The organism is Streptomyces sp. NBC_00210, assembly GCF_045160975.1.
In the GTDB taxonomy this organism is placed as follows: domain Bacteria; phylum Actinomycetota; class Actinomycetes; order Streptomycetales; family Streptomycetaceae; genus Streptomyces.
In genome coordinates this window covers 45,655-72,279 of sequence record NZ_CP108120.1, presented here as the reverse complement: position 1 = coordinate 72,279, position 26,625 = coordinate 45,655, and the positions used below count along the sequence as shown (strand labels likewise).

25 protein-coding genes and 5 pseudogenes are annotated in these 26,625 nt (G+C 69.1%); 19 read left to right on the top strand and 11 right to left on the bottom strand.

The annotated features are described in order from the left end of the window. Positions 1–17 precede the first annotated feature (17 nt). From OG729_RS00405 to OG729_RS00395, 3 genes are all read right to left on the bottom strand, one after another. The gene (locus OG729_RS00405) at positions 18–956 is read right to left on the bottom strand and encodes a serine/threonine-protein kinase (protein WP_405803496.1); all 939 of its coding nucleotides are present in this window, start codon (positions 954–956) and stop codon (positions 18–20) included. Next, positions 953–2,827 carry an ABC transporter ATP-binding protein gene (locus OG729_RS00400; protein ID WP_405803494.1) on the bottom strand — a complete coding sequence of 625 codons (1,875 nt, stop codon included), beginning with the start codon at positions 2,825–2,827 and terminating at the stop codon, positions 953–955. The genes OG729_RS00405 and OG729_RS00400 overlap by 4 nt, the downstream gene beginning before the upstream one ends. Positions 2,828–2,907: 80 nt before the next feature. Then, positions 2,908–3,033, bottom strand: coding sequence for a hypothetical protein (locus OG729_RS00395; RefSeq protein ID WP_360880328.1), 126 nt, complete (start codon positions 3,031–3,033; stop codon positions 2,908–2,910). 96 nt (positions 3,034–3,129) lie between these two features. Here OG729_RS00395 and OG729_RS00390 point away from each other — a divergent pair. The 6 genes and pseudogenes from OG729_RS00390 to OG729_RS00365 all read left to right on the top strand — a co-directional run. Further along, positions 3,130–3,339 (top strand): annotated as a pseudogene (locus OG729_RS00390) (flavoprotein); the annotation flags it as partial. A gap of 85 nt (positions 3,340–3,424) precedes the next feature. Further along, positions 3,425–3,809, top strand: a pseudogene (locus OG729_RS00385) (IS5/IS1182 family transposase); the annotation flags it as partial. A gap of 228 nt (positions 3,810–4,037) precedes the next feature. Beyond that, positions 4,038–4,637, top strand: coding sequence for a cysteine hydrolase family protein (locus OG729_RS00380; RefSeq protein WP_405803492.1), 600 nt, complete (start codon positions 4,038–4,040; stop codon positions 4,635–4,637). 10 nt (positions 4,638–4,647) lie between these two features. Further along, a complete protein-coding gene (locus tag OG729_RS00375; RefSeq protein WP_405803490.1) occupies positions 4,648–5,556 on the top strand; it encodes a GlxA family transcriptional regulator in 909 nt (302 codons plus the stop codon). A gap of 164 nt (positions 5,557–5,720) precedes the next feature. After that, positions 5,721–5,855: pseudogene (locus OG729_RS00370) on the top strand (IS982 family transposase); the annotation flags it as partial. A gap of 394 nt (positions 5,856–6,249) precedes the next feature. Next, positions 6,250–6,654, top strand: a complete 405-nt coding sequence (locus OG729_RS00365; RefSeq protein ID WP_360880346.1) for a hypothetical protein — start codon at positions 6,250–6,252, stop codon at positions 6,652–6,654. A gap of 94 nt (positions 6,655–6,748) precedes the next feature. On the opposite strand, the gene OG729_RS00360 is transcribed toward OG729_RS00365, so the two are convergent. After that, the gene (locus OG729_RS00360; protein WP_405803488.1) at positions 6,749–7,972 is read right to left on the bottom strand and encodes an IS256 family transposase; all 1,224 of its coding nucleotides are present in this window, start codon (positions 7,970–7,972) and stop codon (positions 6,749–6,751) included. 91 nt (positions 7,973–8,063) lie between these two features. On the opposite strand from OG729_RS00360, the pseudogene OG729_RS00355 reads away from it, so the two are divergent. Further along, a pseudogene (locus tag OG729_RS00355) lies at positions 8,064–8,860 on the top strand (IS5 family transposase); the annotation flags it as partial. Here OG729_RS00355 and OG729_RS00350 read toward each other — a convergent pair. From OG729_RS00350 to OG729_RS00340, 3 genes are all read right to left on the bottom strand, one after another. Continuing rightward, the gene (locus OG729_RS00350; RefSeq protein WP_405810995.1) at positions 8,815–9,165 is read right to left on the bottom strand and encodes a DUF2750 domain-containing protein; all 351 of its coding nucleotides are present in this window, start codon (positions 9,163–9,165) and stop codon (positions 8,815–8,817) included. The pseudogene OG729_RS00355 and the gene OG729_RS00350 sit on opposite strands and share 46 nt — an antisense overlap. A gap of 92 nt (positions 9,166–9,257) precedes the next feature. Continuing rightward, complete coding sequence (locus tag OG729_RS00345) at positions 9,258–9,860, bottom strand: hypothetical protein (protein WP_405803486.1); 603 nt, start codon at positions 9,858–9,860, stop codon at positions 9,258–9,260. A gap of 367 nt (positions 9,861–10,227) precedes the next feature. Further along, complete coding sequence (locus tag OG729_RS00340; RefSeq protein WP_405803484.1) at positions 10,228–11,508, bottom strand: IS701 family transposase; 1,281 nt, start codon at positions 11,506–11,508, stop codon at positions 10,228–10,230. A 238-nt stretch (positions 11,509–11,746) separates the two neighbouring features. Between OG729_RS00340 and OG729_RS00335 the strand changes: the two genes are divergently transcribed. Continuing rightward, positions 11,747–12,679: an aminoglycoside phosphotransferase family protein gene (locus tag OG729_RS00335; RefSeq protein ID WP_405803483.1), complete on the top strand. Its 933-nt coding sequence runs from the start codon at positions 11,747–11,749 to the stop codon at positions 12,677–12,679. A gap of 632 nt (positions 12,680–13,311) precedes the next feature. Here the strand turns inward: OG729_RS00335 and OG729_RS00330 are convergent. Then, the gene (locus tag OG729_RS00330) at positions 13,312–13,593 is read right to left on the bottom strand and encodes a hypothetical protein (protein ID WP_405811447.1); all 282 of its coding nucleotides are present in this window, start codon (positions 13,591–13,593) and stop codon (positions 13,312–13,314) included. After that, positions 13,503–13,934 (bottom strand): Helicase associated domain protein, encoded by a 432-nt coding sequence (locus OG729_RS00325; protein WP_405810993.1) that lies wholly within the window; start codon positions 13,932–13,934, stop codon positions 13,503–13,505. The genes OG729_RS00330 and OG729_RS00325 overlap by 91 nt, the downstream gene beginning before the upstream one ends. Positions 13,935–14,278: 344 nt before the next feature. Here OG729_RS00325 and OG729_RS00320 point away from each other — a divergent pair, with 344 nt between their 5' ends. Continuing rightward, positions 14,279–15,841 (top strand): FAD-dependent monooxygenase, encoded by a 1,563-nt coding sequence (locus tag OG729_RS00320; protein ID WP_405803481.1) that lies wholly within the window; start codon positions 14,279–14,281, stop codon positions 15,839–15,841. A gap of 342 nt (positions 15,842–16,183) precedes the next feature. Further along, a pseudogene (locus OG729_RS00315) lies at positions 16,184–16,468 on the top strand (DNA polymerase III subunit alpha); the annotation flags it as partial. Here OG729_RS00315 and OG729_RS00310 read toward each other — a convergent pair. Then, positions 16,461–16,922 carry a MarR family winged helix-turn-helix transcriptional regulator gene (locus tag OG729_RS00310; RefSeq protein WP_405803479.1) on the bottom strand — a complete coding sequence of 154 codons (462 nt, stop codon included), beginning with the start codon at positions 16,920–16,922 and terminating at the stop codon, positions 16,461–16,463. The pseudogene OG729_RS00315 and the gene OG729_RS00310 sit on opposite strands and share 8 nt — an antisense overlap. A gap of 138 nt (positions 16,923–17,060) precedes the next feature. On the opposite strand from OG729_RS00310, the gene gap reads away from it, so the two are divergent. After that, a complete protein-coding gene (gene gap / locus OG729_RS00305) occupies positions 17,061–18,065 on the top strand; it encodes a type I glyceraldehyde-3-phosphate dehydrogenase (protein ID WP_405803478.1) in 1,005 nt (334 codons plus the stop codon). Between the two features lie 35 nt (positions 18,066–18,100). Here the strand turns inward: gap and OG729_RS00300 are convergent, their stop codons facing one another. Next, positions 18,101–18,223, bottom strand: a complete 123-nt coding sequence (locus OG729_RS00300) for a hypothetical protein (protein ID WP_405803477.1) — start codon at positions 18,221–18,223, stop codon at positions 18,101–18,103. Between the two features lie 20 nt (positions 18,224–18,243). Between OG729_RS00300 and OG729_RS00295 the strand changes: the two genes are divergently transcribed. The 8 genes from OG729_RS00295 to OG729_RS00260 all read left to right on the top strand — a co-directional run bounded on the left by OG729_RS00295 (position 18,244) and on the right by OG729_RS00260 (position 26,586). Further along, complete coding sequence (locus OG729_RS00295; protein WP_405803476.1) at positions 18,244–18,501, top strand: hypothetical protein; 258 nt, start codon at positions 18,244–18,246, stop codon at positions 18,499–18,501. A 27-nt stretch (positions 18,502–18,528) separates the two neighbouring features. Further along, positions 18,529–19,440 carry a cytochrome P450 gene (locus OG729_RS00290; RefSeq protein WP_405803474.1) on the top strand — a complete coding sequence of 304 codons (912 nt, stop codon included), beginning with the start codon at positions 18,529–18,531 and terminating at the stop codon, positions 19,438–19,440. Between the two features lie 137 nt (positions 19,441–19,577). Then, entirely contained in the window at positions 19,578–20,429 is an 852-nt protein-coding gene (gene ptlH, locus OG729_RS00285; protein ID WP_405803472.1) for a 1-deoxypentalenic acid 11-beta-hydroxylase, read from the top strand. Positions 20,430–20,486: 57 nt separating this feature from the next. Beyond that, complete coding sequence (locus tag OG729_RS00280; protein WP_405803470.1) at positions 20,487–21,941, top strand: MFS transporter; 1,455 nt, start codon at positions 20,487–20,489, stop codon at positions 21,939–21,941. Between the two features lie 127 nt (positions 21,942–22,068). Beyond that, positions 22,069–22,869: a 1-deoxy-11-beta-hydroxypentalenate dehydrogenase gene (ptlF, locus tag OG729_RS00275; RefSeq protein ID WP_405803468.1), complete on the top strand. Its 801-nt coding sequence runs from the start codon at positions 22,069–22,071 to the stop codon at positions 22,867–22,869. After that, a complete protein-coding gene (gene ptlE, locus OG729_RS00270) occupies positions 22,827–24,641 on the top strand; it encodes a neopentalenolactone/pentalenolactone D synthase (protein WP_405803466.1) in 1,815 nt (604 codons plus the stop codon). Before ptlF ends, ptlE begins: the two co-directional genes overlap by 43 nt. A gap of 35 nt (positions 24,642–24,676) precedes the next feature. Then, positions 24,677–25,576: a neopentalenolactone/pentalenolactone F synthase gene (gene ptlD, locus OG729_RS00265; protein ID WP_405803464.1), complete on the top strand. Its 900-nt coding sequence runs from the start codon at positions 24,677–24,679 to the stop codon at positions 25,574–25,576. After that, complete coding sequence (locus OG729_RS00260) at positions 25,573–26,586, top strand: polyprenyl synthetase family protein (RefSeq protein WP_405803462.1); 1,014 nt, start codon at positions 25,573–25,575, stop codon at positions 26,584–26,586. Before ptlD ends, OG729_RS00260 begins: the two co-directional genes overlap by 4 nt. Positions 26,587–26,625 lie beyond the last annotated feature (39 nt).

Below are 26,625 nucleotides of genomic sequence, written 5' to 3'. Positions count from 1 at the left end.
TCGCGGCCCCCACCGCGTCACTGGGCTGCCGGCGGCGGTGTACCGGCGCGGTGCAGCCGGGGCGGGTTTGCGTCGAGGGCGGCGGCGAGTTCGGGAATCGTGGGCCGGGCGGCAGGGTCGGGCCGGAGGCAGCTGTCGATGGCCGCGGCCAGGTCGTGCGGCAGGCGTCGGCGGGATGCTGTCGGCGGCGCTGTTTCTTCGAGCTGGGGATACCAGTCGTCCTGGCCGCCGGGTCCGCCGCCGGCCCCCTCCACGCTTCCGTCCACGCTTCCCTCCACGGTCTCGCCGCTGTCGAACGGCACTTCGCCGGTTGCGGCCTCGTACAGGGTGACGCCGATGCCCCACACGTCGGCGGCGGCCGACAGCGGGCCACCGCGCGCCTGTTCGGGAGCGAGGTAGCTGAAGGTGCCCACGCCGGGAGGGGCGGTGCCGGGCGGGCGGGCGACGCTGAGGTCGAGCACTTTGGCGTGTCCGCAGTCGACGACGATGTTGGAGGGCTTGAGGTCCAGGTGCAGCAGACCCTGTCCGTGGAGGTAGTGGACCGCGGAACACAGGTGCACGCCGAGGAGGGCCACGTCCTGGGCGGCTGTTTCGCGCGGCAGCCGGTGGATGAGGTGGGACAGGGTTTCGCCGGTCAGTGTTTCCAGCACGACGAGCGGCTGGGGCGAGTCGAGGGTCTCGTAGGCGCGCACCAGGTGCGGATGGGTGAAGGCCCGGAGCCAGTCGCCCTCCTGCAGCAGCCGGTCCCGTAGCCGTCCCTCGTGACGTCGGTCGGGACGCACCACTTTCACTACGCATCGGCAGCCCCGTTCCTCGCTCCAGCTGTCGTAGAGGTCGAGCCATCCGGTCCGGGCGAGGTGCGCCAGTACCTCGTAGCCCGGCGCGGGGCTCGTTCCGGGCGCCAGGGGCGGCGGAGCCGGTCGTGCTGCGGCCTTTGGTGCTGTGGCCTTGTTCATGGCAGTCCTCTGGTCATGAGAGCACTCACCTCTGGGGAGCCGACGGGCACGGTGTCCCTTGCGCCCTTCAGCCGGTGAAGCTTCGCGTAGGTTCCGCCGCGCAGGAGCAGGTCTTCGTGTGTGCCGTGCTCGACGATCCGGCCGTGGTCCAGCACCACGATCGATGTCGCGTCGCGGACCATGAGCAGATTGTGGGAGATGACGATGGTGGTCCGACCGGCCATCAGCCGGCCCAGGGGTTCCATGATCCGCCAGCCCGACTGTGTGTCCAGCCCGGTGGTCGGCTCGTCGAGGAGCAGCACGGGTGCGTCCCTGATCATCGCGCGGGCGATCGCCAGGCGTTGGCGCTGGCCGCCGGAGAGCGTGCGGCCGCGCTGGCCCACCAGGGTGTCGTAACCCTCCGGGAGGAGCCGGATGAAGTCGTGCGCGTCGGCGGCGCGGGCCGCTGCGACGATGTCCGCCTCGCTCGCCCCCGGGCGGCCGTAGGCGATGTTCTCGCGCACGGAGCCGTGAAAGACGAGGGTCTCCTGCAGTACCACCGCGACGTTCTCCCGCAGTTCGGACAGCCGGAGGTCCTTCAGATCGGTGCCGTCGAGGCGGACCGCCCCGTGTTCCGGGTCGTAGAAGCGCAGTTGCAGCTTCGCGACGGTGGATTTGCCGGCGCCGCTCGCCCCGACCACCGCCAGCGTCCCGCCCGACTCCACCCGGAACGACACATCGGACAGGGCCCACCGGGATGTGCCCGGATAGCGAAAGGAGACGCCGTCGAACTCCACGTGCCCGCGGGCACGTCCGATCCGCCGCGCGGCGGCGCCTTCGAGGACCTGGGGGCGCTGGTCGAGCAACTCGATGATCCGCTCGGCGGAGGCGGACGCCGCGTAGAAGGTATTGGTGAGGCCGGACAGGTCGCGGATGGGGCTGTAGAGCTTGCTCAGCAGCGCCAGGAAGACCAGCAGGCCGCCCAGTGTGAGCTGGCCCTGCGCCAACTTCCAGGTGCCCAGCGCCATCACCGACAGCGCCCCGGTCAGCTCGATGATTTCGACGACCGGCCCGTAGGCCGCGCGGATCCGCACCGAAGCCATCGTCGCTCGGAACCTGCCCACGTTCTCGCGCTCGAACCGGCCCTCCTCCCACTCCTGCCGGTTGTAGGCCTGGACCAGGGCGGCGTTGCCGAGCGACTCCTCGGCGATCGCACTGATCGAACCGCTGCGCCGTCTGCGCTCCCGTGACGCGGCTTTGATCAGCCGGGAGAAACGCCGGGCCGAGCACCAGAACAGCGGCACGATGACGAGTGCGAGGAGAGTCAGATCCCACCGCAGGTAGAACAGCAGGCCGAGGAAGACGCCCAGGCGGACGACGTGGTAGAGCCCGTTCGCCACCCCTAACAGGAGGAACGTCTCGACCGCGTCGACGTCGCCGGTGACACGGGACAGCACGTCCCCCAGCCGCCGTCGCTCGAAAAACCCGAGCGACAGTCCCTGGACGTGCCGGAACACATCCGACCGCAGGTCCAGCAGGAACCGCTCGCTGACCCAGGTGGACAGCACGTCGTCGGCGAATCCCAGCAGGCCGGAGCAAACGATGAGTCCCACGTATGCAAGGGCTATCCAGGGGAAGGGACCCAGATCACGCGGGACGAGGACGTCGTCCACCACGACCTTGAAAAGCCAGATCTCGGCCGCATCGATGACGGGCCCGATCATGCTGAAGCCGAGCAGGGGGACAAGCCAGCGCCGACCACCGCGTGTATAGGGCCAAAAACGCCGGAACACCTCACGCGGGGCGACCGGAGGCGCGGCGGCGACAACCCCATCGTGGTCATCGGTCACCGACAGCAGCCGCCGCAGAACATGCCGCCGGACATGCGTCATGGCACGCGTTCCTCATGGATCACGGCCTTGAGCGGGCCGGGCAAATCCGGGGCCCGGGCCCGCTCAGCCGTTGTCTGCGGTCACTTGTGACCATGGGTGGTGGTACGGCGGCGACGACGGCGCTTGCCGGTGGAATCCGAGCGGTCCGACGTCTTGTCCTTCTTGTCCCGGCGGTGCTTCGCGGGACTGAGACTATTGAAGATCATGATCTTCCCTCCTTCCAACTCAGATACGTCTCAGGGCGGGAATCGGATGGCGCTGAGGCGAAATTTTCCGTGGACGCGGGACGGGCAGGAGGAAACCTGCATGCTCCTCGCGTACCGGCTCCCCGCCCGCCGAACGACGACCCGTTCGGGCGCGCCGCCGCCCGCCTCGCCGGTCGCGGCCTTGAGCCTCTTGTCCCGGAGGCCGGGAACGGTGCCGGCGCGGCGGCGTGCGACTGGGCACACGTGCGGCTGTTCTCCACCTGGGCCGGGCTTGTCGGCCCGGCTGCCGAGAGGCTCCTGGCCCCCGACCGGCGGCCGTCGGCGCTTTGGGCGTGATGCATTTCGATCAGGAACCAGGCTGCGCCGACGCCTATCAGAACGGTCGCCACGGCTGCCCGCCACCCTCGACCACTTCGCCGAACCGGCAGCGGCCCTGGGACCGCTGCCCGAGCACCCGCGCCTGAGCCTGGACGCCGGGTACGACTATGGCATGGTCCACCATGACCCGGAGGCCCGAGGGATCTTTGGTCAGATCGCCGAGCGCGGCGCGAAGACCTCGATCCAGGCCGGCGGACGGTGGGTGGAGGGTGGTGGAGCGCACGAAGTCCTGGATGAACAACTTCGGCAAGCTCCGCCGCTGTACCGAGCCACGAAGAGCCCCACTCGAGTTCTTCATCGCCCTGGCCAGCACCATCATCACCGTCCGCTGCCTGCTCCGACGCGCCTGGACCCTCTACCACTGGGGCACCCACCCACGAAGCCCTCGCCATCGATGACCTGCCGGCGGACGCCCAAAAGTGCACTATCCAGAGGCGCGAGGCATGGCTTGATCAACTGCGTGCGCGAAGCGGGAGGGCGCAGGCAGCTGCCTACCGATCTCGATCAGTTCCTCGCGCCCCTGCCGTGGTTGCTCAACTGCCTTAGCTACTGATGACCGGATCGGTCCGCTGCCCGACCCGATGCTGCCTGTCGCCGCCCCGCCCGCGCGGCTCAGGCTTGGGGACATGACCCGAGCACTGATCGTCATCGATGTCCAGGAGTCCTTCCGCGCCCGTCCGCTGTGGGCAACCACCTCCGACCTGAAGATCGCCAACCAGGTCAACCGCCTGGTCCGGATCTCCCGTCAGGCCGAGGACCTGGTCGTGTGGGTACTGCACTCCGAACCCGGCAGCGGCGATGTCTTCGACCCGGCCCTCGGCCATGTCCGGCTGATGGAGGAGCTGGAGCGAGCGGATGGGGACCCACTGATCCACAAGACCTCCCACAACGCCTTCACCACCACCAACCTGCAGCAACTCCTCACCGAGCGCGGTATCCGCGAGCTCACCGTCTGCGGCATCCGCACCGAGCAGTGCGTGGAGACCACCACCCGCGTCGCCAGCGACCTCGGCTACCAGGTCACCTTTGTCATCGACGCGACCGCGACCAATCCCATCCCGCACCGCGACGCCCCCGCCGACCAGAGCGTCGCCCAGCTGCTGGCCGACCCCCGCACACTGCCTGCCGAAGAGGTCATCCGACGCACCGAGTACGCCCTCGCCGGACGCTTCGCCACCATCGCAACGGTCGACCAGCTGGAAGCCGCAGCAGGACTTCAGGCATGATGACCGAATCGTGAGCCACATCGTCTTCTTCCTGGTGCCCGGAGTCCATATGCTGGACCTGGCCGGCCCCGCGCAGGTCTTCTCCACAGCCGCCGACTTCGGGCACCCCTACACCCTCGCCTACGTCGCCGAGCAGCCACAGGTCTCCACCGCCCAGGGGCTGCCGCTGGTGGCCGGGCTCGACTGGCCCGAGCTCGGGCCCGAAGATCTGATCGTGGTGCCCGGCTGGCGGACACTCACCCTGGCCCACGACCCCGCCATCGGCGCTGCCTCCCTACAGGTCCTCCGGGACCACCACGCCAGGGGCGGAACGGTGGCCAGCGTCTGCGCCGGAGCCGAGGCGCTCGGCCAGGCCGGCCTGCTCGACGGCCGCCACTGCACCACCCACCACGACGTGCAGGACGAACTGGCCCTGCGCCACCCCAGGGCGGTGGTCGTCCGCGACGTCCTGTTCACCACCGACGACCGGGTGATCACCTCGGCCGGCATCGCCAGCGGCATCGATCTGGCCCTGCACCTGGTCGCGACCCGGCACGGCCCGGCCATCGCAGCCCAGGTGGCCCGGGAAATGGTCGTCTACGCTCGCCGCAACGGCCACGAGCCCCAGTCCAGCGCGATGCTCCGGCACCGGTCCCACCTCGACGACACCGTGCACCGCGCCCAAGACCTCATCGACGCCCGCTTCGACCAACCGCTCCCCCTGCCCACCCTGGCCTCGGCCGTCGGCGTGAGCGAACGCACCCTCACCCGCCTCTTCAGCCGCGCCACCGGGCTCACCCCACTGCGCTACCAGCAGACCCTCCGCCTCGAACGCGCCCAGCACTTCATCAGCCACGGCGCGACGATCGACGCCGCCGCCCGCTCAGTCGGTTTCGAGGACCCGCGCATGCTGCGCCGCCTCCGCGCCCGCACGGCCTGACTGCATCAGGCAACCGAACGCCCCTGGCGAGTGCAACTGACTTCCCGTGCCTACCTACTGGTGGAGCCAGGGCGGAACATCCCCGCGGGTGCGGGGCCGACCTAGACGACTGATTCCAAGGGGTAGCTGCGTGAGCAAAGGCCAGTAGTACCCAAGATCAGTGTGTGACGACTGACTTGGACACGCTCGCTACCGCGCTCTACGCGAAGACCGATGACCTGCTGAAAGCGTCGCCGCAGCTCGACCCATGGCGACCGAGGGTCGGGACATCCCCGCGGCTCAGCGATGCCGAGCTGGTGTGAAGTGCCGAGTCATGTCTCCTGGTGTGGTGTAGCGGCGAGCAGTTGTTCTCTGCCCTGGGTGGTCAGCAACCTGTCGCGGTGCCCGTCGCGTCAAGTGGTGATGGCATGGACCGTCGCGTGCGCCGGGCCAGGAAGCGGTTCGCGAAGAAGGTGATCCATGGACTGTTCGCGGCCCGACCGCGATCGGCCGTTGTGGTTGCGGTACTTCGCTGCCGTACCGCCTCACGCCTCGTGAAGAGAGTGGCCGCCGACGACTGACTTGAACGTGTTCAAACTCTGTGCCAGGGTACGGCGTGCGTTCTTGAGCCCATCGGTCGCGCACGCGGCCTGCGGAACCCGCTAGGGGTGGAGTGTGTTGCGTTCCTGTCGTACTGCGCCGATCTTGCTCGCCATGGCCCTCGCCCTGACGGCCTGCGGCAGGTTGACCGTCATGCCGCCGCCCGAAGGCGATGCGGTCGTTCTGAAGCCGGCCGAACTTGCGACCACGTGGACCGATGCCGACGGCGGCACCCTCACGCTGAAGCCGGACGGGACGTTCATCGCCGATAAAGTCTGCATCGCCTACCGCTGGGACGAGGGTTTGACCGGGTCCGGAACAGGCACCTGGGTGCAAGACTCCAACAAGAAGCAAACCTTCGTCGGTGTGACCTTCGACGCCGCTCACCCTGAAACGGGTGAGCGGGAGCCCGACTCCTACGACGCCTTGAGGCAAGGCAAGGTCCTGAAGCTCTGGGTCGCCGTCGGCGATCCGGACAACGATTATCCGAACTGTGTCCTGACCAGCCCGGCGAGTTGACCAGGTTGCCGCGCGGCCGGGTGAGCTGCACATGGTCCGGCATCGCGCATGAGCGGTTTTAGTCGATCGTGTCCCCCTGCCGTGATGGAGGGGATCAGCCCTCGGTAGTGCCGGGGAGGGCCTCGGTGCCGACGGTGGCGTAGACGGTGGCCATGCTCTCTTCGGAGAGGTAGCGGCGGGGGAAGGCGATCCATTCGTCGTGCATTTCGGCCAGCACTGCGGTGGCCAGTCGTAGGACGGCCTCGGGGTTGGGGAAGACCTGGACGACGTCGGTGCGGCGTTTGATCTCTCGGTTGATCCGTTCCAGCGGGTTGGTGGACTGGATCTTCTTCCAGTGCTGCTGGGGGAAGTCGGCGAAGGCGGTGAGGTCCTCCTTCGCCTCCAGCAGCATGGTTTTGACCTTGGGGAACTGTCTGCCGAGCATGTCGGCGACAGTATCCAGCTGGGCCCGGACTGCCTCAGCGGTGGGCTGGGCGAAGATGGTGCGGATGGTCGCGGCGACCATCTCCCCGGTGCCCTTTTCGATTACCGAGAAGACGTTGCGCACGAAATGAACCCGGCAGCGCTGCCAGCCGGCACCGAACATGACCTTGCGGATGGCCTTCACCGGCCCCGAATGGCTGTCGGAAACCACCAACCGCACCCCGCAAAGCCCCCGCTCGCGCAAGCTGCGTAAGAACGCGGTCCAGGACGCCTCGCTCTCGCTGTCATCCACCATCACCCCGACCACCTCGCGGTTGCTCTGCTCGCTGACACCGGTAGCGATCACCACGGCCTGCGAGACGATCTGATGGTTCACCCGGGCCTTGACGTAGGTGGCGTCCAAGAACAGACAGGGAAAGCGGGTGTGATCCAGCGGCCGGGTACGGAAAGCCGTCAGTTCCGCATCCATCCCGGCACAGATCCGCGAGACCTCGCTCTTGGAGATGCCGGTGTCCGCACCCAGGGCTTTGACCAGGTCATCGACGCTGCGGGTGGACACCCCGAGCACGTATGCCTCCATCACCACCGCATCCAAGGCCCGGTCGATCCGGCGGCGGCGCTCCAGCAGCGAGGGGAAGAAGCTCCCCGCCCGGATCTTCGGGATCGCCAGCTCCACATCGCCCGCCTGCGTGGTCAGCGACTTCTCGCGGTGCCCGTTGCGCCAGGTGGTGCGGGACTCGGTGTGCTCGTTCCACTCGGCGCCGATCCGGGCGGTGGCCTCCGCCTCGATTAGTTCCTGCAGAATGCGCTCGCACACCGCGCGGATTGTCTCGACTCCATCCGCCGCACGTAGTGACTCCAGCAGCCGCAACAGGTCAGACTGGGACAAGGCCATCGTGCACTCCCCGGGTTGGACTTAGAACTCCTAACGAAATGATCTTCGAGGTGGTTGGATCACTCCGGGATGCGTGATCCGGGGGTGCAGGGTGGCTCGGCCGAAGCCGTGGGACGTCGATGACGAGTTGTGGGTGGTGATCGAGCCGCTGTTGCCCAAGGTTGAGCGTCGGACTCGGCATTCGGGACGCAAGCGGCATCCGAACCGGCTGGTGTTCCAGGGCATCTTGTTCGTCCTGCACACCGGGATTGCCTGGTAACACCTGCCGCAGGAACTCGGCTTCGGCTCGGGCGTGACCTGCTGGCGCCGCCTGGCCGAGTGGACCGAGGACGGGGTATGGCCCCGGCTGCATCAGGTCCTCCTCGCCGAGCTCCGCCGCGCGAACGCCCTGGACTTCTCCCGGGCGGCCGTCGACGGCTCCCACATCCGGGCGTTAAAGGGGGCTCCAAGACCGGACGAAGTCCCGTCGACCGGGGCAGGACGGGCAGTAAACATCACCTGATCACCGACGCCACCGGCATCTCGCTCGCCGCCACCCTGACCGGCGGCAACCGCAACGACGTCACCCAGCTGATCCCACTGCTTCAGGCGGTACCGCCGGTGCGGAGCAAGCGAGGCCGGCCCCGGTGCCGCCCGGACGTGGTGCTGGGCGACCGTGGCTACGACCACGACAAGTACCGCCGTCTGGTCTGGGATCTCGGCGTGAAGCCACTGATCGCCCGCCGGGGCACCGAGCACGGTTCGGGCCTGGACACCCAACGCAGGGTCGTGGAGCGCGCGTTCGCCCATCTGCACTGGTTCCGCCGCCTGCGGATCCGCTGGGAGATCCGCGACGACATCCATCAAGCATTCCTCACCCTCGGATGCGCACTCATCTGCTGGCGGCGACTGTGTGCTCTGCCGAGCGAGTGCGAGAGCTTGTCGGCCGCCGCGAGCCGTCTGAGGACTTCGACCGGAGTGAAACTCCACCCGACGAGACGGGGTCCGCTCCAGTTCACGCCGATCAAGAGTCCCTCACCGGCGGCAGTAGTCAGTTCGCTGTCGCGCCAGGCGTCCAGAGACATGGATTCAACTCGTAGCCCATTTCCCCAGATCTTCGCCGCCTGCGCGGCGCGGGCGGATGTCGACCAGTAGGGAAGACTCCGCGTGCCGTCAGCCGCGAGGGGAGCCGGGCTCCCCTCGTCATCCCGCACAAGCCAGACGGCTCCGCTCTGACCACCTGAGCCTAGCGTTCCGCGCCCCTCATTTCGTTAGGAGTTCTAAGGGCAGTCCGCACACTGGAGCACTAGCGATCTGCGCAGGCACCGAAGTCGAGCCAGCCGAGCTTGAGTTCGGGCCAGTCCGACACCCCGTAGAAGTCGGTCTCCTCATGGCTCACAGAGACCCCGCCGCCGTACTGCCGACCGATATAGCGGGAGACGGAACCATCCCCGCCTGACTGGAAGACCTGGAGCTCGGCGCGGCCGTCGTGGTTGGTGTCGGTGGCCCGCACCCCGTATACGAACGTCGAGTGCTTCATACGGATGGTGCCGGTCCGGTCACTGCTCAGGTCGCGGGCGAGAGGCCCGTAGTGCACCTCATGCACCACCATGTTGTCCCGCGGAGTGTCGCCCTCGTCGCGCTGACTGTAGAAGAGGGCCAGATCGAGGTACCCGTCGCCGTCGAAGTCGCCGAAGGTTCCCCGTGTCTCCATATCCTCCTTCGATGCGCCTCGCAGCTTCTGCCAAAACCCGCGGGCATCGCCGACGCTGACAGTGGTGCGGTGATCGTCTCTCTGGAAGACCACTGAGCTGGTGCCGTCGCCGTATGGGTCGTGGATCTCGTCCAGTTGTCCGTCCGCGTCTACGTCGGCGCGCAGAGTGCTGTTGTCGACGGCGCATATGGCCATGGGTGCATGGTCGCCTGGTTTGGGCCCGGTGCCCAACAGAAGCCATATGCTTTCGGCGATCACGACGAGACCAGCTCCGGTAGCCGTGGCGAGCCGCCGCCGACGTGTGCGCTGTCGCGGCAGCGACGAGAACACGCCCCCAGACGTGGATTGCTTCGGAGCAGCAGAGAAAGGCATGCCAGAACCCTAGTACTCCAGCAGGATTTCGCTGTCTGACCTGCGGGTTTCGCTGGGCGGCTGGAGTGTAGCGGGCTGTGGAGTGGTCAGGGGCGGTCTCACGGAGGCCGCCCCTCGAACGTGCGACAACGCCGCAGGTAATGACAGCGACGGGCGACTGCCTGGCGTCGTCGGCGCCAGTTCGACCAGCTCATCGCGTGGCGTCGGCCTCGGCGTCCGCGCAGGTGCGGGGGCCGGGGACGACAAGCTGCCAGGAGTCGCCGAACCTCCGCCACTGTGAGCGCGATGGCCCCGGCTGCCTCACCGGTTCCGCCCCCTTTTCCCTGGCCTGGTGTGCCGTGGCTGCCAGGAAGGCGTGCGCGAGCATGGCGAGGGTGATGTGCCGGTACCAGCCCACGTAACGGCGGACTTCGTACTGGTCCAAGCCGCACTCGTTCTTCGCGGCCTGGAAACACTCCTCGATCGCCCAGCGCGACCCGGCGATCCGCACCAGTTCCCGGGCGGTGGTCTCCAAAGGGGCGTAGGCGAGGTAGTAGGCGACTTCGTCGGGCTTGCGGATGCTGCGACGGGCCAGCGCCCACCGCATCCGATGGGGGACCTCGCCCTGGTAGTCGAACTCGGCGACGGCCGGCAGCCGCACCGCCGCCCAGTGGTAGACCCGCGGTCCCTTCGCGCCGTCTCCGCATGAGATCTTCTCCCACGCCTCGGCCGGGGCCTGTGCGAACAGGCCCTCGATGCGGGGACAGCCCACAGTGAACTGGGACTTGGGCACGGCCAGCACATAGCCGACGCCCGACTGCTCCAGCAGCCGACGGAAGCGACTCTCCTGGCCGTAGGCGGAATCCGCAGTGACCCAGGCGATGGGCAGCGGTGAGGCGAGGGCCCGCAGCACCATGCGCCGGGCCAGTTCGCCCTTGGTGGCAAACGCCTGGTCGTCGGGGACTTTGGCCGCGCGGCAGCGTTCACGGTCCTCGGCCCAGGACTTGGGCAGATACAACTCCCGGTCCACCAAGGCGCGCCCGCGGCCGGAGGCGTAGGCGGCGAAGACACCGATCTGGCAGTTCTCGGTGCGGCCGGCGGTTCCGGAGTATTGGCGCTGAACCCCGGCGGAGGTGGTGCCCTTCTTGATGAAGCCGGTGTCGTCGATGATGAGGACCCCGCCGTCCTCACCGAGCTTGTCGGCGACGTATTGCTGCAGGTCGTCGCGGATGTCGTCGGGCTCCCACTTTGCGCCGGCGAGCAGGTGCTGCAGACCGTCGGGGGTGGCATGGCCTGCCTGTTCGGCCAGCTGCCAGCTGTTCTTTCGGGCCACCGGGGCGAGCAGTCCGCGTACGTAGTCACGCATGCGGCGGCGAAGCTCCACACGGCCGAAGTGATGACCGATGGTCACGAAGAGGTCGTCCAGTTCAAGGTCCCACTGCTCGGCAGCACTCTCGAAGATCACGTGGGGAGCTTTCCCAACCGCTGTCATTACCTGCGGCGTTGTCGCACGTTCGAGGGGCGGCCTCCGTGAGACCGCCCCTGACCACTCCACAGCCCGCTACACTCCAGCCGCCCAGCGAAACCCGCAGGTCAGACAGCGAAATCCTGCTGGAGTACTAGTACTCCAGCTGTAGATCGTGATCTTCATGGTCGGGGGACTGCCTGGGGGCGGTAGTGGCTGGCTCGGGCTTGGGTGGCGGCGTCAGACCGGCGCGTAAGGTGCCCGGGTGATCGAGATACCAGAGGCGTTCGCGCAGAGCACGATTGAGCGCGAAGGAGAGCCCGGAGCGGCATGGCTCGGCGAACTGGCCGGGATCGTGGAAGAGCTGCTGGGGCGCTGGGAGTGTGTGCCGGACGGGAAGGTCATGCACGGGGGCGTCGGGGTAATCATCCCCGTGCGGCAGCGGGCCGAAGGTACTGCTGTGCTGAAGGTGTCATTTCCGCACCCTGGCAATGTCCACGAGCCGGACGCTTTCGCGGCGTGGGGCGGGCGCGGAGCGGTCCTGCTGCACGAGCGCGACGACGAGCGGTTCGCGATGCTGCTTGAGCGGGTCCAGGCGTCAACCCTGGCCGGAGTGGAAGACGGCGACGAGGTTGTGACGGTCGCCGGCCGGATCAGCCGCCGGCTGGCCATCCCCGCGCCGCCGGGCCTGCCCCGGCTGAAAGAGCAGGCCAATGTCTGGGAGGAGCAGCTGCGCAAGGACGCTGAGGAGCTGACGCACGCACTGTCGCGCAACGTGGTGGGCGCCGCCGTGGCGACCGTCCGCGAGCTCGGCCACGTCCAGCCGGACACCCTCATCCACGGCGACCTCCACGCCAGGAACATCCTGCGTGCCGACCGTGAGCCATGGCTGGCCGTCGATCCCAAGGGATATGCAGGAGATCCCGCTTACGACGGCGGCACGCTACTCAAGTCGCGCGCGTTGACGCTCCTTGAGGCGGACGACCCGCGCAAGGCGGTCCACCGCACTCTGGACGTCTTCGCCGAGGCTGCGGAAGTCGATCCCGAACGTGTCCAGCGTTGGGCCCAGTTCCATGCCGTCCAGGCTGCGTTCTGGGGCCGCCGCCACGGATTCCGCATCGCTCGCAGCGGACCGCAGTTGGACTGGCTCACCGAATTCGCTGACCGCCTTGCGGAGTTGCTCACCCAACGCTCGTAGGTCGTGATCTCGCTGGGCTGGGGCGGGTGCGGAGACAAGTGCGGCCACCGTTGATCATCGTGAGTTGTGTGGACTTACGAAGAGACGGTGGCCGCAGGTCACAGCATAGATCCCGTCCGTTGGCGGGAGGCGTTCGAGGTTGCCATAGGCCGGATCGCTGCCCGGTTCGCCCGGGTCGAACCCCGCCTGCGAGCCGGGCGGTTGGTGCAACGGCCCCGCGGACGAGGATGAGAACCATGCCCACGCCGGGCCGGGTAAGTACCGGATGCGCGTCCACTCCCGGGGCCGGGATCTCGACCCCGACGGGGTCCAGGGCGACGGCGAGCCGGGTGAAGAGTACCTAATCCAAATGTGGCCCGAACGCGGCAGGCGCCGCGCCTGACCACCGTCTGCACGATACGAAGCCCGCCCTTGCTCACTTGGGCGGGCTTCGTGTCGTGCGCTCGACGCAAAAGCGGTCGCATCGTCGCCTGCTCGGCGTGGCTGTGGTTGAGCGAAACGGACGGCCTCGCTGTCGACCGCGGCGGCGACGGTCACGTCGTTGCTTGTCACGCCCAGCGCATCCCCTGGGCCGACAGCTCTGCCACCCGCTCGGGCGACAGCTTGGCGGCCTTCACGCGCTGCTGGCTGACCTAGTCGCCCAGTCGCACGGTCTGTCCGTCGATGTGCTCGGTGTGGCTGCGCGGGACCTCCAGGTGCTCTTCGCGTTCGTGGTACTGGCGGGCGGCTGCCAGGTTCTGGGCCCACATCTCGGCCCGGGTGCGCTTGGCCGGCGCGGCCTTGATGCCCAGCACGCTGGTGAGCATCCACTGCTGAGTCGCGGTCAGCTTGGCGAAGTCGGCGCGCTGGGCGGCGGCCCACTTGCCCAGGTCCTCACCGTCCGCGATGGCCACACCTGCCTTGTCGGGCAGCATGCCGCCGGCCTTGGTGTGGAGCCAAGCAAGGCGGAAGGCGCGCTGCCAGTCGATGCTCCACGTCGGGCACCATCCTGAGTCGATGTCCTCCAGCGCCTGCCTGCGCTCGTGGGACAGGGGCGCAGTGCCGCTCTGGGCTCGGGCAGTCCCTCGGCGCGGCAGCGTTCGAGCTCGGCGGCACGGCGTCCAGCTGCCCGCTGGTTCTTCAGCCAGCGCCCTACCGGGTACTCGCCGACGACGGCGTCCACCGGTGCGGCCAGGCCGACTTCGTGCTCGGCGGCCCAGGCGGCGGCAGCGGCCAGGCCCTCTTCGAAGCCGACGTCGAAGTGCGACCAGACCATGCCCAGGGCGCTGGAGCTGGGCGGCGCGGTCGGCGTCCAGGCGGCCGGGGATAGTGCCGACGACAGTCGGTGACCCACACACCCAGCGGGAAGTCAGCAGGGGGCCAGTCGGCCGGGGTGCGGTAGCCGTACGGCACGCGCAGGTCCCGGTGTTCCTTGGGGTAGCGCTGGCGGCCTGGATGCCGCGCCGCCAGTGCACCCGCTCGGGGTTGAGGACCCGCAGCTCGATGAACGCGGCCAGCTGGCGCGCGTCGCGCGGGGCCGGTCCCTTGACATCGCGGCGCCTGTTGTGGCTGGTCAGGGCGGTGAAGGGGCCTTTTTGGCCCTCGGTCATAGTGGGCGCCATGGACTATGACGTAGTGGTGGCCGGAGGCGGCCCGGTCGGACTGATGCTGGCCTGCGAGCTCCGGCTCGGAGGCGCGCGGGTGGCCGTCCTGGAGCGCCTCACCGAAGTGGACCCGACGATCAAGGGCGGGGCGATCACTACGCCCAGCGCAGAGGCGCTCTACCGCCGGGGCATGCTGCCCCCGCTGGCCGAGGTGCAGCGGCAGGCGATGGACCGCTTCCAGGCGTTCATGCGCGAGCGGAACGGCGGGGACGGAGGCCGGGCTGCAGGCCAAGGGCTCGGGTTCGTCGGGCACTTCGCCGGGATCATGCTGCGCGCCGACCTGGTCGACCGTACGGAGCCGGGTTTCGGCGACGCCGGACCCGCCGCCGAGATCGGTCTCGTGGCGCAGCAGGACATCGAGCGGCTGCTCGGCGGGCGGGCGGACGAGCTCGGTGTCGACGTGCGACGGGGAGTGGAGCTGACCGGCTTCGACGCGGACGACGGGGCAGTCACCGTGTGGACGAGCGGCGGGGCGATACGCGCCGGCTGGCTCGTGGGCTGCGACGGCGGCCGCAGCACGGTCCGCAAGCTCGCGGGGTTCGAATTTCCCGGTACGGACCCGGAGATCACCTGTCATCAGGCGGTCGTGGAGATGACCGGCGCCGAGGACCTGAAGGTCGGCTGGACCGCCACGGACACCGGGGTGTACGCCCACGGGCCGATGCCGGGCCGCGTCGTCACGGTGGAGTTCGACGGCCCCCCGGTCGACCGGGGGGCGCCGGTCACCACCGAGGACCTCCAGGCGCGGCTGCGCCGCGTATCCGGCGTGGACGTCACGATCACCGGGGTGCGGACCGCGACCCGCTTCACCGACCATGCCCGCCAGGTCACCGCGTACCGCAAGGGCCGGGTGCTGCTGGCGGGCGACGCGGCGCACGTGCACTCCGCGTTCGGGAGCCAGGGGCTGAGCCTGGGCATCGGGGACGCGATGAACCTCGGCTGGAAGCTCGCCGCGGTGATCGGCGGCCGGGCGCCGGAAGGGCTGCTGGACACGTACACCTCCGAGCGGCACCCGGTCGGCGCGTGGGTCCTGAACTGGACCCGGTCCCAGGTCGCGGCCATGCGCCCGGACCCGCAGTCCCGGGCCCTGCGCGAGATCGTCAGCGACCTGGCGGGGACGGTCGTGGGCACCACGTACCTCACCGCGCGGCTCAACGGTGCCGGGGTGCGGTACGAGCTGCCGGGCGAGCACCCGCTGACCGGCCGCAGCGCCCCGGACCTCGAACTCGCCGACGGCGTCCGCCTCGCGGACCACCTCCACGGCGGCCGGGCGCTCCTGCTCGACCTCACCGACGACCCGGAGCTCCGGGCCCTCGCCGCGGGGTACGCCGGCCGCGTCGACACTCTGACGGCCGGCTGCCCGTCCCGCCCGGAACTGGCGGCTGTCCTCGTCCGTCCGGACGGCTTCACGGCCTGGGCGGCCGACACGGGGGCGCAGGCGTCGACTTCAACGGTCGGGCTGGCGGAGGCGCTGGAGGAGTGGTTCGGAGTGCCGGAGGGCGCGGTGACGCCGGGCTGATCCGCCGCTTCGGGTGGGGCGTGAACTGTGCCCCCTGCCCCTTGTGTTCGTGGTCTTCCACGATGGCCCGGGAATCCGGCCGCCGGGCATCGTGGGAGCCGCGTCGGGCAGCGCCGGCAAGGCCCCCGCACCGGCCGTGGTGCGAGTGCGGACCGGCGCCGCCGATCGTCTTGCCCCGCTTGCGGGAGGCCTCGTGGCCTTCGAGGACGCGGTCGCGGACGTACTCGTGTTTGATCGTCCCCAGGCGAATAGCGCAAGGTCGGAATACTGCCTTTTCACCAGTGGACCCGCAACACCGCCGAGGCAGTCATCGGCTCGATTACGGGCAGCCTCATCCGGCCGGAGACGGGCATGGGCACACCGCGCTTCCCTGAACCGGAAGTCGTCGGTGCCGTCGGGGGAGCGGCGGAGGCATCCCGGCTGCTGCGCGAGCGGTGCGAGGCGGGCATGGTCCGCCGCTGCCTGGATCGCGACACCGCGGCGCTCCAGCGCCTGGAGGAGGAGCTCGCCGTCATCGCCGAGCTCCGCTATGACACCTACTTCCTGACTGTCGCCCAAGTCGTAGCCGATGTACGGGAGATGGGCATCCGCGTCGCCCCCCGTGGCTCTGGCGCGGGCCCTACCGTCCGGCTTCGGCCCCGAGTTCCGCTAGGCGGGTCAGGGCGGGAAGAGCCGCGGCGATCGCCTGTCGTTCCGCGGGCGTCAGTTGGGCGATCAGCGGGATCAGGTGACGGCCCCGGTCCTCGTGCCGGGCCTGGCCGATCTTTCGGCCGCTGTCGGTGATGTGGACGAGGACGGCGCGTCCATCCGCCGGGTCGGGGCGGCGTTCCACGAGACCGTCGCGCTCGAGCCGGGTGACCAGCTGAGTGAGCCCCGGCTGGCTGATCTGCTCGGTTTTGGCGAGTTCGGTCAGCCGCTTCGGACCGCTGACGGCCAGTGTGTCCAGCACGGACAGTGTCGTGAACGACAGCTTCTGCACCGCGGGAAGCCGGATGTAGTAGCGGTTGAAGTTCTCGATCGCCCTGGTGAGGTCACCGACATCCAAGTCGGTGTTGTTTTCGGCCCGCTGAGTAGAAGTCACTCTGGAAATGTATCGCAGACTTATATAAGCTCCTGATCGATTGCGTGCCGGCGCCTCGTCCAGGCGCACGGTTTGCATTGCACCTCGGCGCAACGGCGCGTCACTGGACTTGTAGAGCGCTAGGTGAGGAACACACCAATGACTGTGCGAATCGGCATCAACGGCTTCGGGCGCATCGGTCGCAACGTCTTCCGCGCGGCGGCCGCGCGGACTTCGGAGCTGGAGATCGTCGCCGTCAACGACCTGGGCGACGTGCCCACGATGGCCCACCTGCTCGCTTATGACTCAATTCTGGGGCGCTTCCCCGAGGAGATCACCGCCGAGCCGGGCGCGATCCGCGTGGGTGACCGGACGATCAAGGTCCTCGCCGAGCGCGACCCCGGCGCCCTGCCCTGGGGCGCCCTGGGAGTGGACATCGTGATCGAGTCCACCGGCATCTTCACCGACGCCGCGAAGGCGCGCTCACACGTCGAAGGCGGAGCGAAGAAGGTCATCATTGCTGCTCCGGCCAGCGGCGAGGACATCACGGTGGTGATGGGCGTCAACGACGGTGCCTACGATCCCGAGCGCCACACCATCGTCTCCAATGCCTCCTGCACCACCAACTGTCTCGCCGTACTGGCCAAGGTGCTGCACGACGCCGTCGGCATCGACACCGGCATGATGACCACGGTCCACGCCTACACGCAGGACCAGAACCTCCAGGACGCCCCGCACAAGGACCTGCGCCGGGCCCGGGCCGCGGCCCTGAACATCGTGCCCACATCCAGTGGCGCCGCCCAGGCCATCGGCCTGGTCCTGCCGGACCTCGCGGGCCGGCTGGACGCCTTCGCCCTGCGGGTGCCCGTCCCGACCGGCTCGGTCACCGACCTCACGGTCGTCACCCGCCGCGGCACGACCGTGGACGAGGTGAAGGAGGCGTACGCGGCCGCGGCCTCGGGACCGTACAAGGGCTTGCTGTCCTACGTGGACGCGCCACTGGTCAGCACCGACATCGTGGGCGACCTGGCCTCCTGTGTCTTCGACGCCGGGCTCACCCGGGTGTCCGGCCCGCAGGTCAAGGTCGTCGGCTGGTACGACAACGAGTGGGGCTACTCAAACCGCCTTATCGACGTGGCACTGCTCATCGGGTCGTCTTTGTAGTTTCTCGCCGACCCGGCGTCTGCACCACCCGCACGTCAGCAACGGTCGTCCGCCGAAGCGGCGGCCGCCGCTTCGGCGCGCCCGTAGACCGGCGCGCAGCGCACGCCGACGCCACCGATGCCGTCGGCGTGGCCGGATGCCCGACGAATCCCATGCACGACGCACGAGGACAGACCAAATGAAGGAACTTCCGAGGTTACCGTTCGACAACCCAGCCGTGCTCGGCATCGCGCCCCAGATGCGCGCACTGCAGCAGGAGGGGCCGATCACCGGGGTGCGGACCGCCGGTGAAGATGCCTGGCTGGTCACCCGCTACGGCGAGGTGAGGAAACTACTCGCCGACCGCCGACTCGGTCTCAGCAATCCCAACCCGGAGCAGTCGGCCAAGAGCGCGGCCAGGAATTTCATGATGGCGCTGATGGCCGGAGACGACTAGGACACCGAGGCCACCAACCATCCGCAGATGCGCGAGCTGCTTGTGCCCCGGTTCTCCACGCGCCGGATGCGCCTGATGAAGACCCGGATCGAGCACCACGTGGACGACCTGCTCGACCAGTTGGCCGCCGGCACTGCGCCGGTCGACCTGCACCACACGCTCTCGTTTCCGTTGCCGACCATGGTGGTCTGCGATCTGCTTGGCGTGCCGTTGGCCGACCGGGAGCGCTTCGGGCAGTGGGCGAGAGGCACATTCGACCAGAGCGACAACCAGCATTCGGCGAACACCTTTCAACAGGTTGTCGACTACATGACGGAACTGGTGGCGCGCAAGCGAATCGAGCCGGGCGACGACATCCTGTCCGAGCTGATCGCCGAGAAAGACGGCGCACTGTCCGATGCGGACATTGCCCAATTGGGTAACGCCGTGCTGTTGTTCGGCTACGAGACCACCATTGTGCGCATCGACCTGGGCGTCCTGCTGCTGCTGCGCAATCCGGCCCAGCGTGCCCTGCTGGCCGAGAATCCCGAACTCGCGCCGGCCGCGGTCGAGGAGATCCTGCGCCTGGGCGTTGGTGGCAAGGGATCCAACGCGCTAATACCCCGCTACGCGCACAGCGACATCACCGTCGGCGAGACAGTGATCCGGACCGGAGACGCGGTGATGTTGGCCATCGGCGCGGCCAACATTGACGGCCGGGCGTTCCCCGACAGCGACCTGTTCGACCTGGCCCGGGTCAAGCCCAAGTCGCACCTGGCATTCGGGCACGGCACCCGGCACTGCATCGGCCGCGTGCTAGCCCGGATCGAGCTGACCGCGGTGTTCGAGCGGCTGTTCCGCAGACTGCCCAACCTGCAGCTCGCGGTACCCGAGGAGTCGCTGCGCTGGCAGGAGCACCGGATCACCGGCGGGTTCGATGAACTCCCCGTTTCCTTCTAAGTGGCATTGCACGAGCGAAAACACAGCCGTCCACCGTTCATGGTCGTAGGTGGCATATGCCGCAAGATCGAAGCCGTCGCCCCGCCCGGATGTTTGACGCTCCTTCCCCCCACGCACAGTCACGAGGACAAGGGACCATGACGGACACATTCAGCGACTACGTCGACTGCACGCCTCTTCTCGACGACCGTGAGGCCCTCGACCGGTTCTACGACGAGCACGGCTACCTCTATCTGCGCGGCGCTCTGGACCGTGAACTCGCGCGGACCGCCGCCGAGCAGATGCTCGAGGGCCTGATCGCACTCGGCCACGCCGCCCCCGGCACCACGCTCGACACCCTCACCATAGAGTCCTTCGAGGCGGTCGACGAGGTGGCGATGCACGACTACGTCAAGTACGACGACCTGTGGAACCACCCCTCGACCCTCAAGGTCTGGGAGAAGGTCTTCGGCGAGCCCGTCTTCGTCTTCAAGTCGACGACGATCCGCTACTACCCCTCCGCCGCGGGCTCCGCGGAGCCGAGCTTCCTGACGCCGCTGCACCAGGACGGTTTCTACATCGGCCCGAACAAGGACTTCCGCACCGCCTGGATGCCGCTGCTCGCGACGACCCGCGGCATAGGCGGCGTCGCCGTCGCCGACGGCAGCCACAAGAAGGGCCCGCGCGAGCACGTCGTCACCGAGAACTTCCGCCGCTTCGGCCACGCCGTGCGCGGTATCCCGGCCGAGGAGTTCGGCGCGGACGAGCAGCTGCTGTTCTCGCCCATGGATCCGGGCGACGTGATCATCTTCCACGCCTTCATGTGTCACAAGTCCATCCCGAACGTCTCGTTGAACCCGGCCGGCATGCGGATGTCGATGGACACCCGCATCCAGCCCGCCTCCTCGCACCGCGGGTTCAACTCCCTGACCCCCTGGCCGGAGTCCGCGAAGGACGCCTCCAAGGGAATCCTGTCGAAGATCACCGGCACCCCCACCACCACCGAGTGACGTTGTTACCTCGTACCCGCCTCAACCGTCCCCCACAAACGTCTGGGTAGGCAGCGCATGACGAAACGCGAGGGCCTCCCCCCTCTGAAGGAGCCCAACGCGACACCGGAGCCCTCAGCCGGCACGGAACCGGCCGCCGCGGGGCTCAGTGGCATCGCCCTCGTGGTGGTGCTCACCGGATACGCCCTGTCCATCGTGGACGCCTCCATCGTCAATGTGGCGCTGAGCTCGATCAGTGACGACCTCCACGGCGGCCCCGCCGCACTGGAGCTGGTGGTGTCCGGCTACGGCCTCACCTACGCCCTCGGCCTGGTGCTGGGCGGACGGCTGGGCGACGCCTTCGGCAGACGGCGCCTGTACGCCTACGGGCTCGCGGCGTTCACCGTCACCTCGGCGCTGTGCGGACTCGCCCCGACCATCGAGTTCCTCGTCACGGCCCGGCTGCTGCAGGGTGCCGCCGCCGCCATGCTCGTACCGCAGGTGCTGGCGACGATCCAGGCGGTCACCGAGGGCCAGGCGCGCGCCCGTGCGATCGGCATGTACGGCGCGACCGCGGCCCTCGGCATGGTCATCGGGCAGATCCTGGGCGGGCTGCTGGTCTCGCTGGACGTCGCCGGGATCGGCTGGCGGATGGTCTTCGTGATCAATGTGCCGATCGGAGTGGCCGCGCTGCTGGCCGTCCGGCGCGTCCCCGCGACGAGGGCCGACGCGAAGCCGGGCTTCGACCCGCTGGGCACCGTGCTGTTCGGTGTCACCATGGTCTGTGTCCTGGCCGTGGTCGTGGCGGGCCCCGACCTCGGCTGGCCGCTGTGGCTGTGGTCGTTGCTCTTGGTCGCCGCGGTGGGAGCGCTGGCGCTGGTGCGGGCCGAACGCGGACTGGAGGCGCGGGGCGGCTCACCGCTGCTGTCCCCGTCGGTGCTGTCCCATCCGGGGATGCGCAGAGGACTGGCGGCGATGGTGCCGTTCTCGGCCGGCTTCGGCGCCTTCCTGTTCGTCTACGCGCTGATCGCGCAGGGTCACTTCGGCTTCGACGGGCTCGCCTCCGGCGGGGGGATGGCGCCGTTCGCCGTGGCGTTCTTCGTGGTGGCGCAGTTCACCGCGAGGATCGCGGCGGCCCTGGGCGGCCGGATCGTCACCCTGGGCGCTGTCGTCCAGGGCGCGAGCCTGCTGCTGCTGGCGCTGGTGCTCTGGCTGGGCTGGCCGCATCCCTCCCTGGCGCTCGTGCTCGTCGGGATCGCCCTCTTCGGCGTAGGCGCGGCGCTGATCGGCCCGACGCTGTTCCGGATGATCCTCGCCGATGTACCCCCCGCGCAGGCCGGCATGGGCAGCGGTGTGCTGGTGACCAGCCAGCAGATGGCGACCGCGCTGGGCGCGACCGTCGGCGGAACCCTCTATCTCTCCCTGGCCGGTTCGCTGTCGACGGTGTCGGCGGCCGTGCTTGTTCTCGCCCTGTTGGTGTGTTCCTCGGTGATCGTTCTCGTGATCAGCCTGAAGCTCCCCGACCCCAGCTGACACCCGCGCCCCTCGAACGGCGCGATCTGATCCAGACCTTCTCGCTGGCAACGGCGCGCCGTCCTTCGGCGTACCCGCGCGCAGAAGCGGAGACAGCCAAGTGCACTTACAGACAAGGACAGCCGTGGTGACCGGCGCGGCCAGCGGCATCGGCCTCGCCCTCAGCGCCCGCTTCGCACGGGCCGGCGCCGGCGTGGTCATGGCGGACGTCGAAGGCGACGCACTGCACCGCCGGGCCGCCGAACTCACCGCACAGGGCGCTCAGGTCACCGCCGTGACCGCCGAACTGACCGACCCGGACGCCGTCGAACGGCTCGCGGACACGGCGTTCGACCTGCTCGGCGACATCGACGTGGTGTGCAACAACGCCGGGGTCCTCGGCCCCGTGGGACAGCCCCTGTGGGAGGTGCCGCTGGAGCGGATGCGGCAGGTCTTCGAGGTGAACCACTGGGCGCACGTCCTGGTGGCCCGCGCCTTCGTCCCCCGGCTGCTGGAGCGCGGCCGGCCCGCCCATCTGATCCACACCGCCTCGATGTCCGCCTTCGTCGTCGGCGCGGGCAGCGCCGCCTACGCCGCCTCCAAGCACGCCGACCTCGCGGTCGCCCGCAGTCTGCGCGCCGATCTGCGGGGCACCGGGGTCCGGGTGTCGGTGCTGTGTCCCGGCCGGGTCGACACCCCCATGGTCCAAGGCCTGACGGCCCCGCGCGGCGCGGGCGGTGACACCTCGGTGAGCGCCGAGGACGTCGCCGGACTCGTGTGGGAGGCCCTCGGCTCCGACCGCTTCTATCTCTTCAGCAACTCCGACGCCCCGCTGCGGCTGCGCGATCAGTTCGACGACGTATGGCGTCATGTTTCCCTTCCGCCCCCTTCCCTTGAGGAGGAGCTGTGGCCCGTACCGAAAGCGACGACCGTAGCGATGAAACACTGACCATCGACCTGGAAGCGGTGAGGGAGAAATACCGGCAGGAACGCGACAAGCGCAGCGTCGGTCGCACCTACCAGTTCGCGCGCGGTGACTTCAGCCGCTACGCGCGAGACCCCTACACCGAGCGGCAGGAGCGCGAGCCGCTCACTGACGAGGTGGACGTCGCCGTCGTCGGCGCCGGCATCGGCGGCCTGCTGACCGGCGCCCATCTGCGCAAGGAGACCGGCCTGGGGCGCATCCGGCTGATCGACGAGGCCGGCGACGTCGGCGGCACCTGGTACTGGAACCGCTTCCCCGGCGTCCGGTGCGACGTCGAGAGCCACATCTACATGCCACTGCTCGAAGAGATCGGCACGATACCCACCGAGAAGTACTCCACCGGGCCCGAGATCTTCGCCCACCTCCAACAGATCGCCCACAGGTACGACCTCTACCGCGACGCCCTCTTCCAGACCACCGTCACCGAGCTGCGCTGGGACGAGGCCGCCGGGAAGTGGCTGGTGAGCACCGACCGCGGCGATCTGATCCGGGCCCGGTACGTGGCCATGTCGATCGGTCTGATGCACCGCCCCAAACTCCCCGGGCTGCCGGGCCTGGAGACGTTCGCCGGGCACTCCTTCCACACCAGCCGCTGGGACTTCGATTACACCGGCGGCGACAGCACCGGCGGCCTGACCAAACTGAAGGACAAGAAGGTCGGCGTCATCGGCACCGGCTCGACGACCATCCAGCTCGCCCCGCACCTCGCCGAGTGGGCCGAGCAGCTCGTCCTCTTCCAGCGCACCCCGGCCGCGGTCGACGTCCGCGGCAACCGGCCCACCCCGTCCGACTGGGCGGACAGCCTCGAACCGGGCTGGCAGCAGCGCCGGATGGAGAACTTCCACGCGCTGACCTCCGGCGTCCCGCAGGACGAGGACCTGGTCCAGGACCGCTGGACCCAGACCACGGCCAAGCTGGCCGCCGCGATCCTGCCCACCGGCGACACCGGGGGCGACCCGAAGGAGCGGGCGCTCGCGGCCGAGCGGGCGGACTTCCTCAAGATGGAGGAGCTGCGCGCCCGCATCGACAGCGTCGTCACCGACCCCGCGACCGCCGCCGCCCTCAAGCCGTACTACCGCGTGTACTGCAAGCGGCCCTGCTTCCACGACGGCTACCTCCAGACCTTCAACCGGCCCAACGTGACCCTGGTCGACACCCGGGGGCAGGGCGTGGAGCGGCTCACCCCGGCCGGGGTGGTCGCGAACGGCCGGGAGTACCCGGTCGACTGCCTGGTCTTCGCCACCGGCTACGAGCACGAGTTCGCCGTCCCGTACACCGACCGCGCCGGCTACGACATCGTCGGCCGCGACGGCGTGAAGCTGTCGGAGAAGTGGGCGGACGGGGCGCACACCCTGCACGGACTCCAGGTGAACGGCTTCCCCAACTGCTTCATCCTGTCCAAGGTCCAGGCCGGCCGGCACGTCAACATCGCCTACATGCTGGGCGAGCAGACGCGGCACCTCGCGCACATCGTCAAGTCCGTCGAGGAGCGCGGCCACCAGGTCGTGGAGGCCTCCGAGGCCGGCGAGAAGGAATGGGTCGAGGAGATCCTCCGGCTCGCCACCAACGACATCGACTTCCTCGAGAACTGCACGCCCGGCCTCTACAACAACGAGGGCGACCCGAGCGGACTGCCCCTGCTCAACTCCAGCTACGGCGGCGGCTCGGTGGAGTTCGTGAACATCCTCAGGCGCTGGCGCGCGGCGGGCGACCTCGCCGGTCTCGAACTGCGCTGACCACCCCCACCCTTCTGCGAAAGGCGGCAACGCCCATGGACGTAACGCCGATACCCGGCGCCGCTCTCGGCGCCGTCGTGCACGGCGCCCATGTCACCGGCGACACGGACAAGACCCAGTTCGAGGACATCTGGGCGGCGCTCGACGCGCATCTCGTACTCGTCCTCCGCGGCCACGAGACCCCCTCCTACGAGGAGTTCCTGGCCTTCGGCCGCCGCTTCGGGTACATCCCGAAGACCGGTCTGACCAGCGGAGCCCACCCCGACCACAACGAGATCCTGATCGTCTCCAACCTGGTGGAGGACGGCCGCAAGATCGGCGTCGGCGACGCCGAGTGGATGGGCTGGCACACCGACTACTCCTTCCGCCCCCGCGTCTCCCAGGTCGGCTTCCTGGAGGCCGTGGAAGTGCCGTCCTCCGGCGGCGGGGAGACCCTCTTCACCGACATGTACGCCCTGTACGAGTCGCTGTCGCCCGAGGAGCGCCGGCGCCTGCACTCCTACCGGGTCCGTCACGCCCTGCGCACCGGGTACGAGGAGACCATCGAGGAGGAGCTCCAGGGCGAGGTGTCCCTCGGCGAGAGCACCGCGCAGATCCAGCCCGAGGACGGCACCTCCACCATCCACCCGCTGATCGCCCGCAATCCGCGCACCGGCCGCCAGTCGGTCTACATCAGCACCCTGAACACCAAGCGGATCGTGGACCTCGCCCCCGACGACAGCCGCAAGCTGCTCGACGAACTGCTGGCGCACGCGGGCCAGCCCCAGTACACCTACGCGCACACCTGGCAGCCCGGGGACATCGTCATGTGGGACCAGCTCGGCACCGTCCACGCCAAGCAGGCCTTCGACCCGGCCGAACGGCGCATCATGCGCCAAGTCGTCAGTATCTTCGACGAGCCGACCGACCCCTGGCGCGCGGAGGTCGCCGCATGAGCACCGCCCCCGCCTGCCTCAGCCACAGCCGGGTCACGATCACCCCGGCGCTGCGCGCCGCCGTCGACCGGCTCGACCACCGCTCACGTCACCAGGCGGCCTACCACTTCGGCTGGATCACCGCCGGCGGCGCGCCCACCAGCGCCGAGGCTGGCAAGGCCGTACGGCCGGCGCTCGCGCTGCTGTCGGCCGAGGCGGTCGGCGCACCGCCGGAGGTCGCCCTGCCCGGCGCCGTCGCCGTGGAACTCGTGCACAACTTCTCCCTGGTGCACGACGATCTGATGGACGGCGACGAGGAGCGCCGCCACCGGCGCACGGTGTGGAAGCTGTGGGGTCCCTCCAGCGCCATCCTGACCGGTGACGCGATGCTGGCGCTCGCCCAGGAGGTGCTGCTGGACACCGGGCTGCCCACGGCGGCGCCCGCCGCCCGGCTGATGGCGCGCACCACCCGGCATCTGATCCGCGGCCAGGTCCAGGACCTGGCCTTCGAACAGCGCTCGCACGTCACGGTCGAGGAGTGCGTCGACATGGCCGCCGGCAAGACCGGCGCGCTGCTGTCGGCGAGCGCCGCGATCGGCGCCGTCCTCGCCGGGGCACCGGAGGCGACGGTGGACGCGCTGGCGCTCTACGGCGACCAGGTGGGCGTCGCCTTCCAGCTCGTCGACGACGTTCTCGGCATCTGGGGCGACCCGGCCGTCACCGGCAAGTCGGTCCACTCCGATCTGCGCTCCCGCAAGAAGTCCCTGCCGGTCAGCCACGCACTGAACCAGGACGGCCCGCTCAGCGACGAGCTGGCCGCCTGGCTCACCACCCCCGGCGAACCCGACGAGGAGGAACTGCGGCGCGTGGCCGGGCTGATCGAGGGCGCCGGCGGCCGGGACTGGGCGCTGGCCGAGGCCGCCCGGCGGATGGCGCTGGCCGAGGACGCGCTGCGCGGTTTCGAGCTGGACGCCGGCGCGCGGGACGAACTCCTCGCGCTCGGGCGGTTCGTCGTCGACCGCGAGGTCTGAGACCGGGCCGGCCCCGTACCCGTATTCCCCCTTCTGATC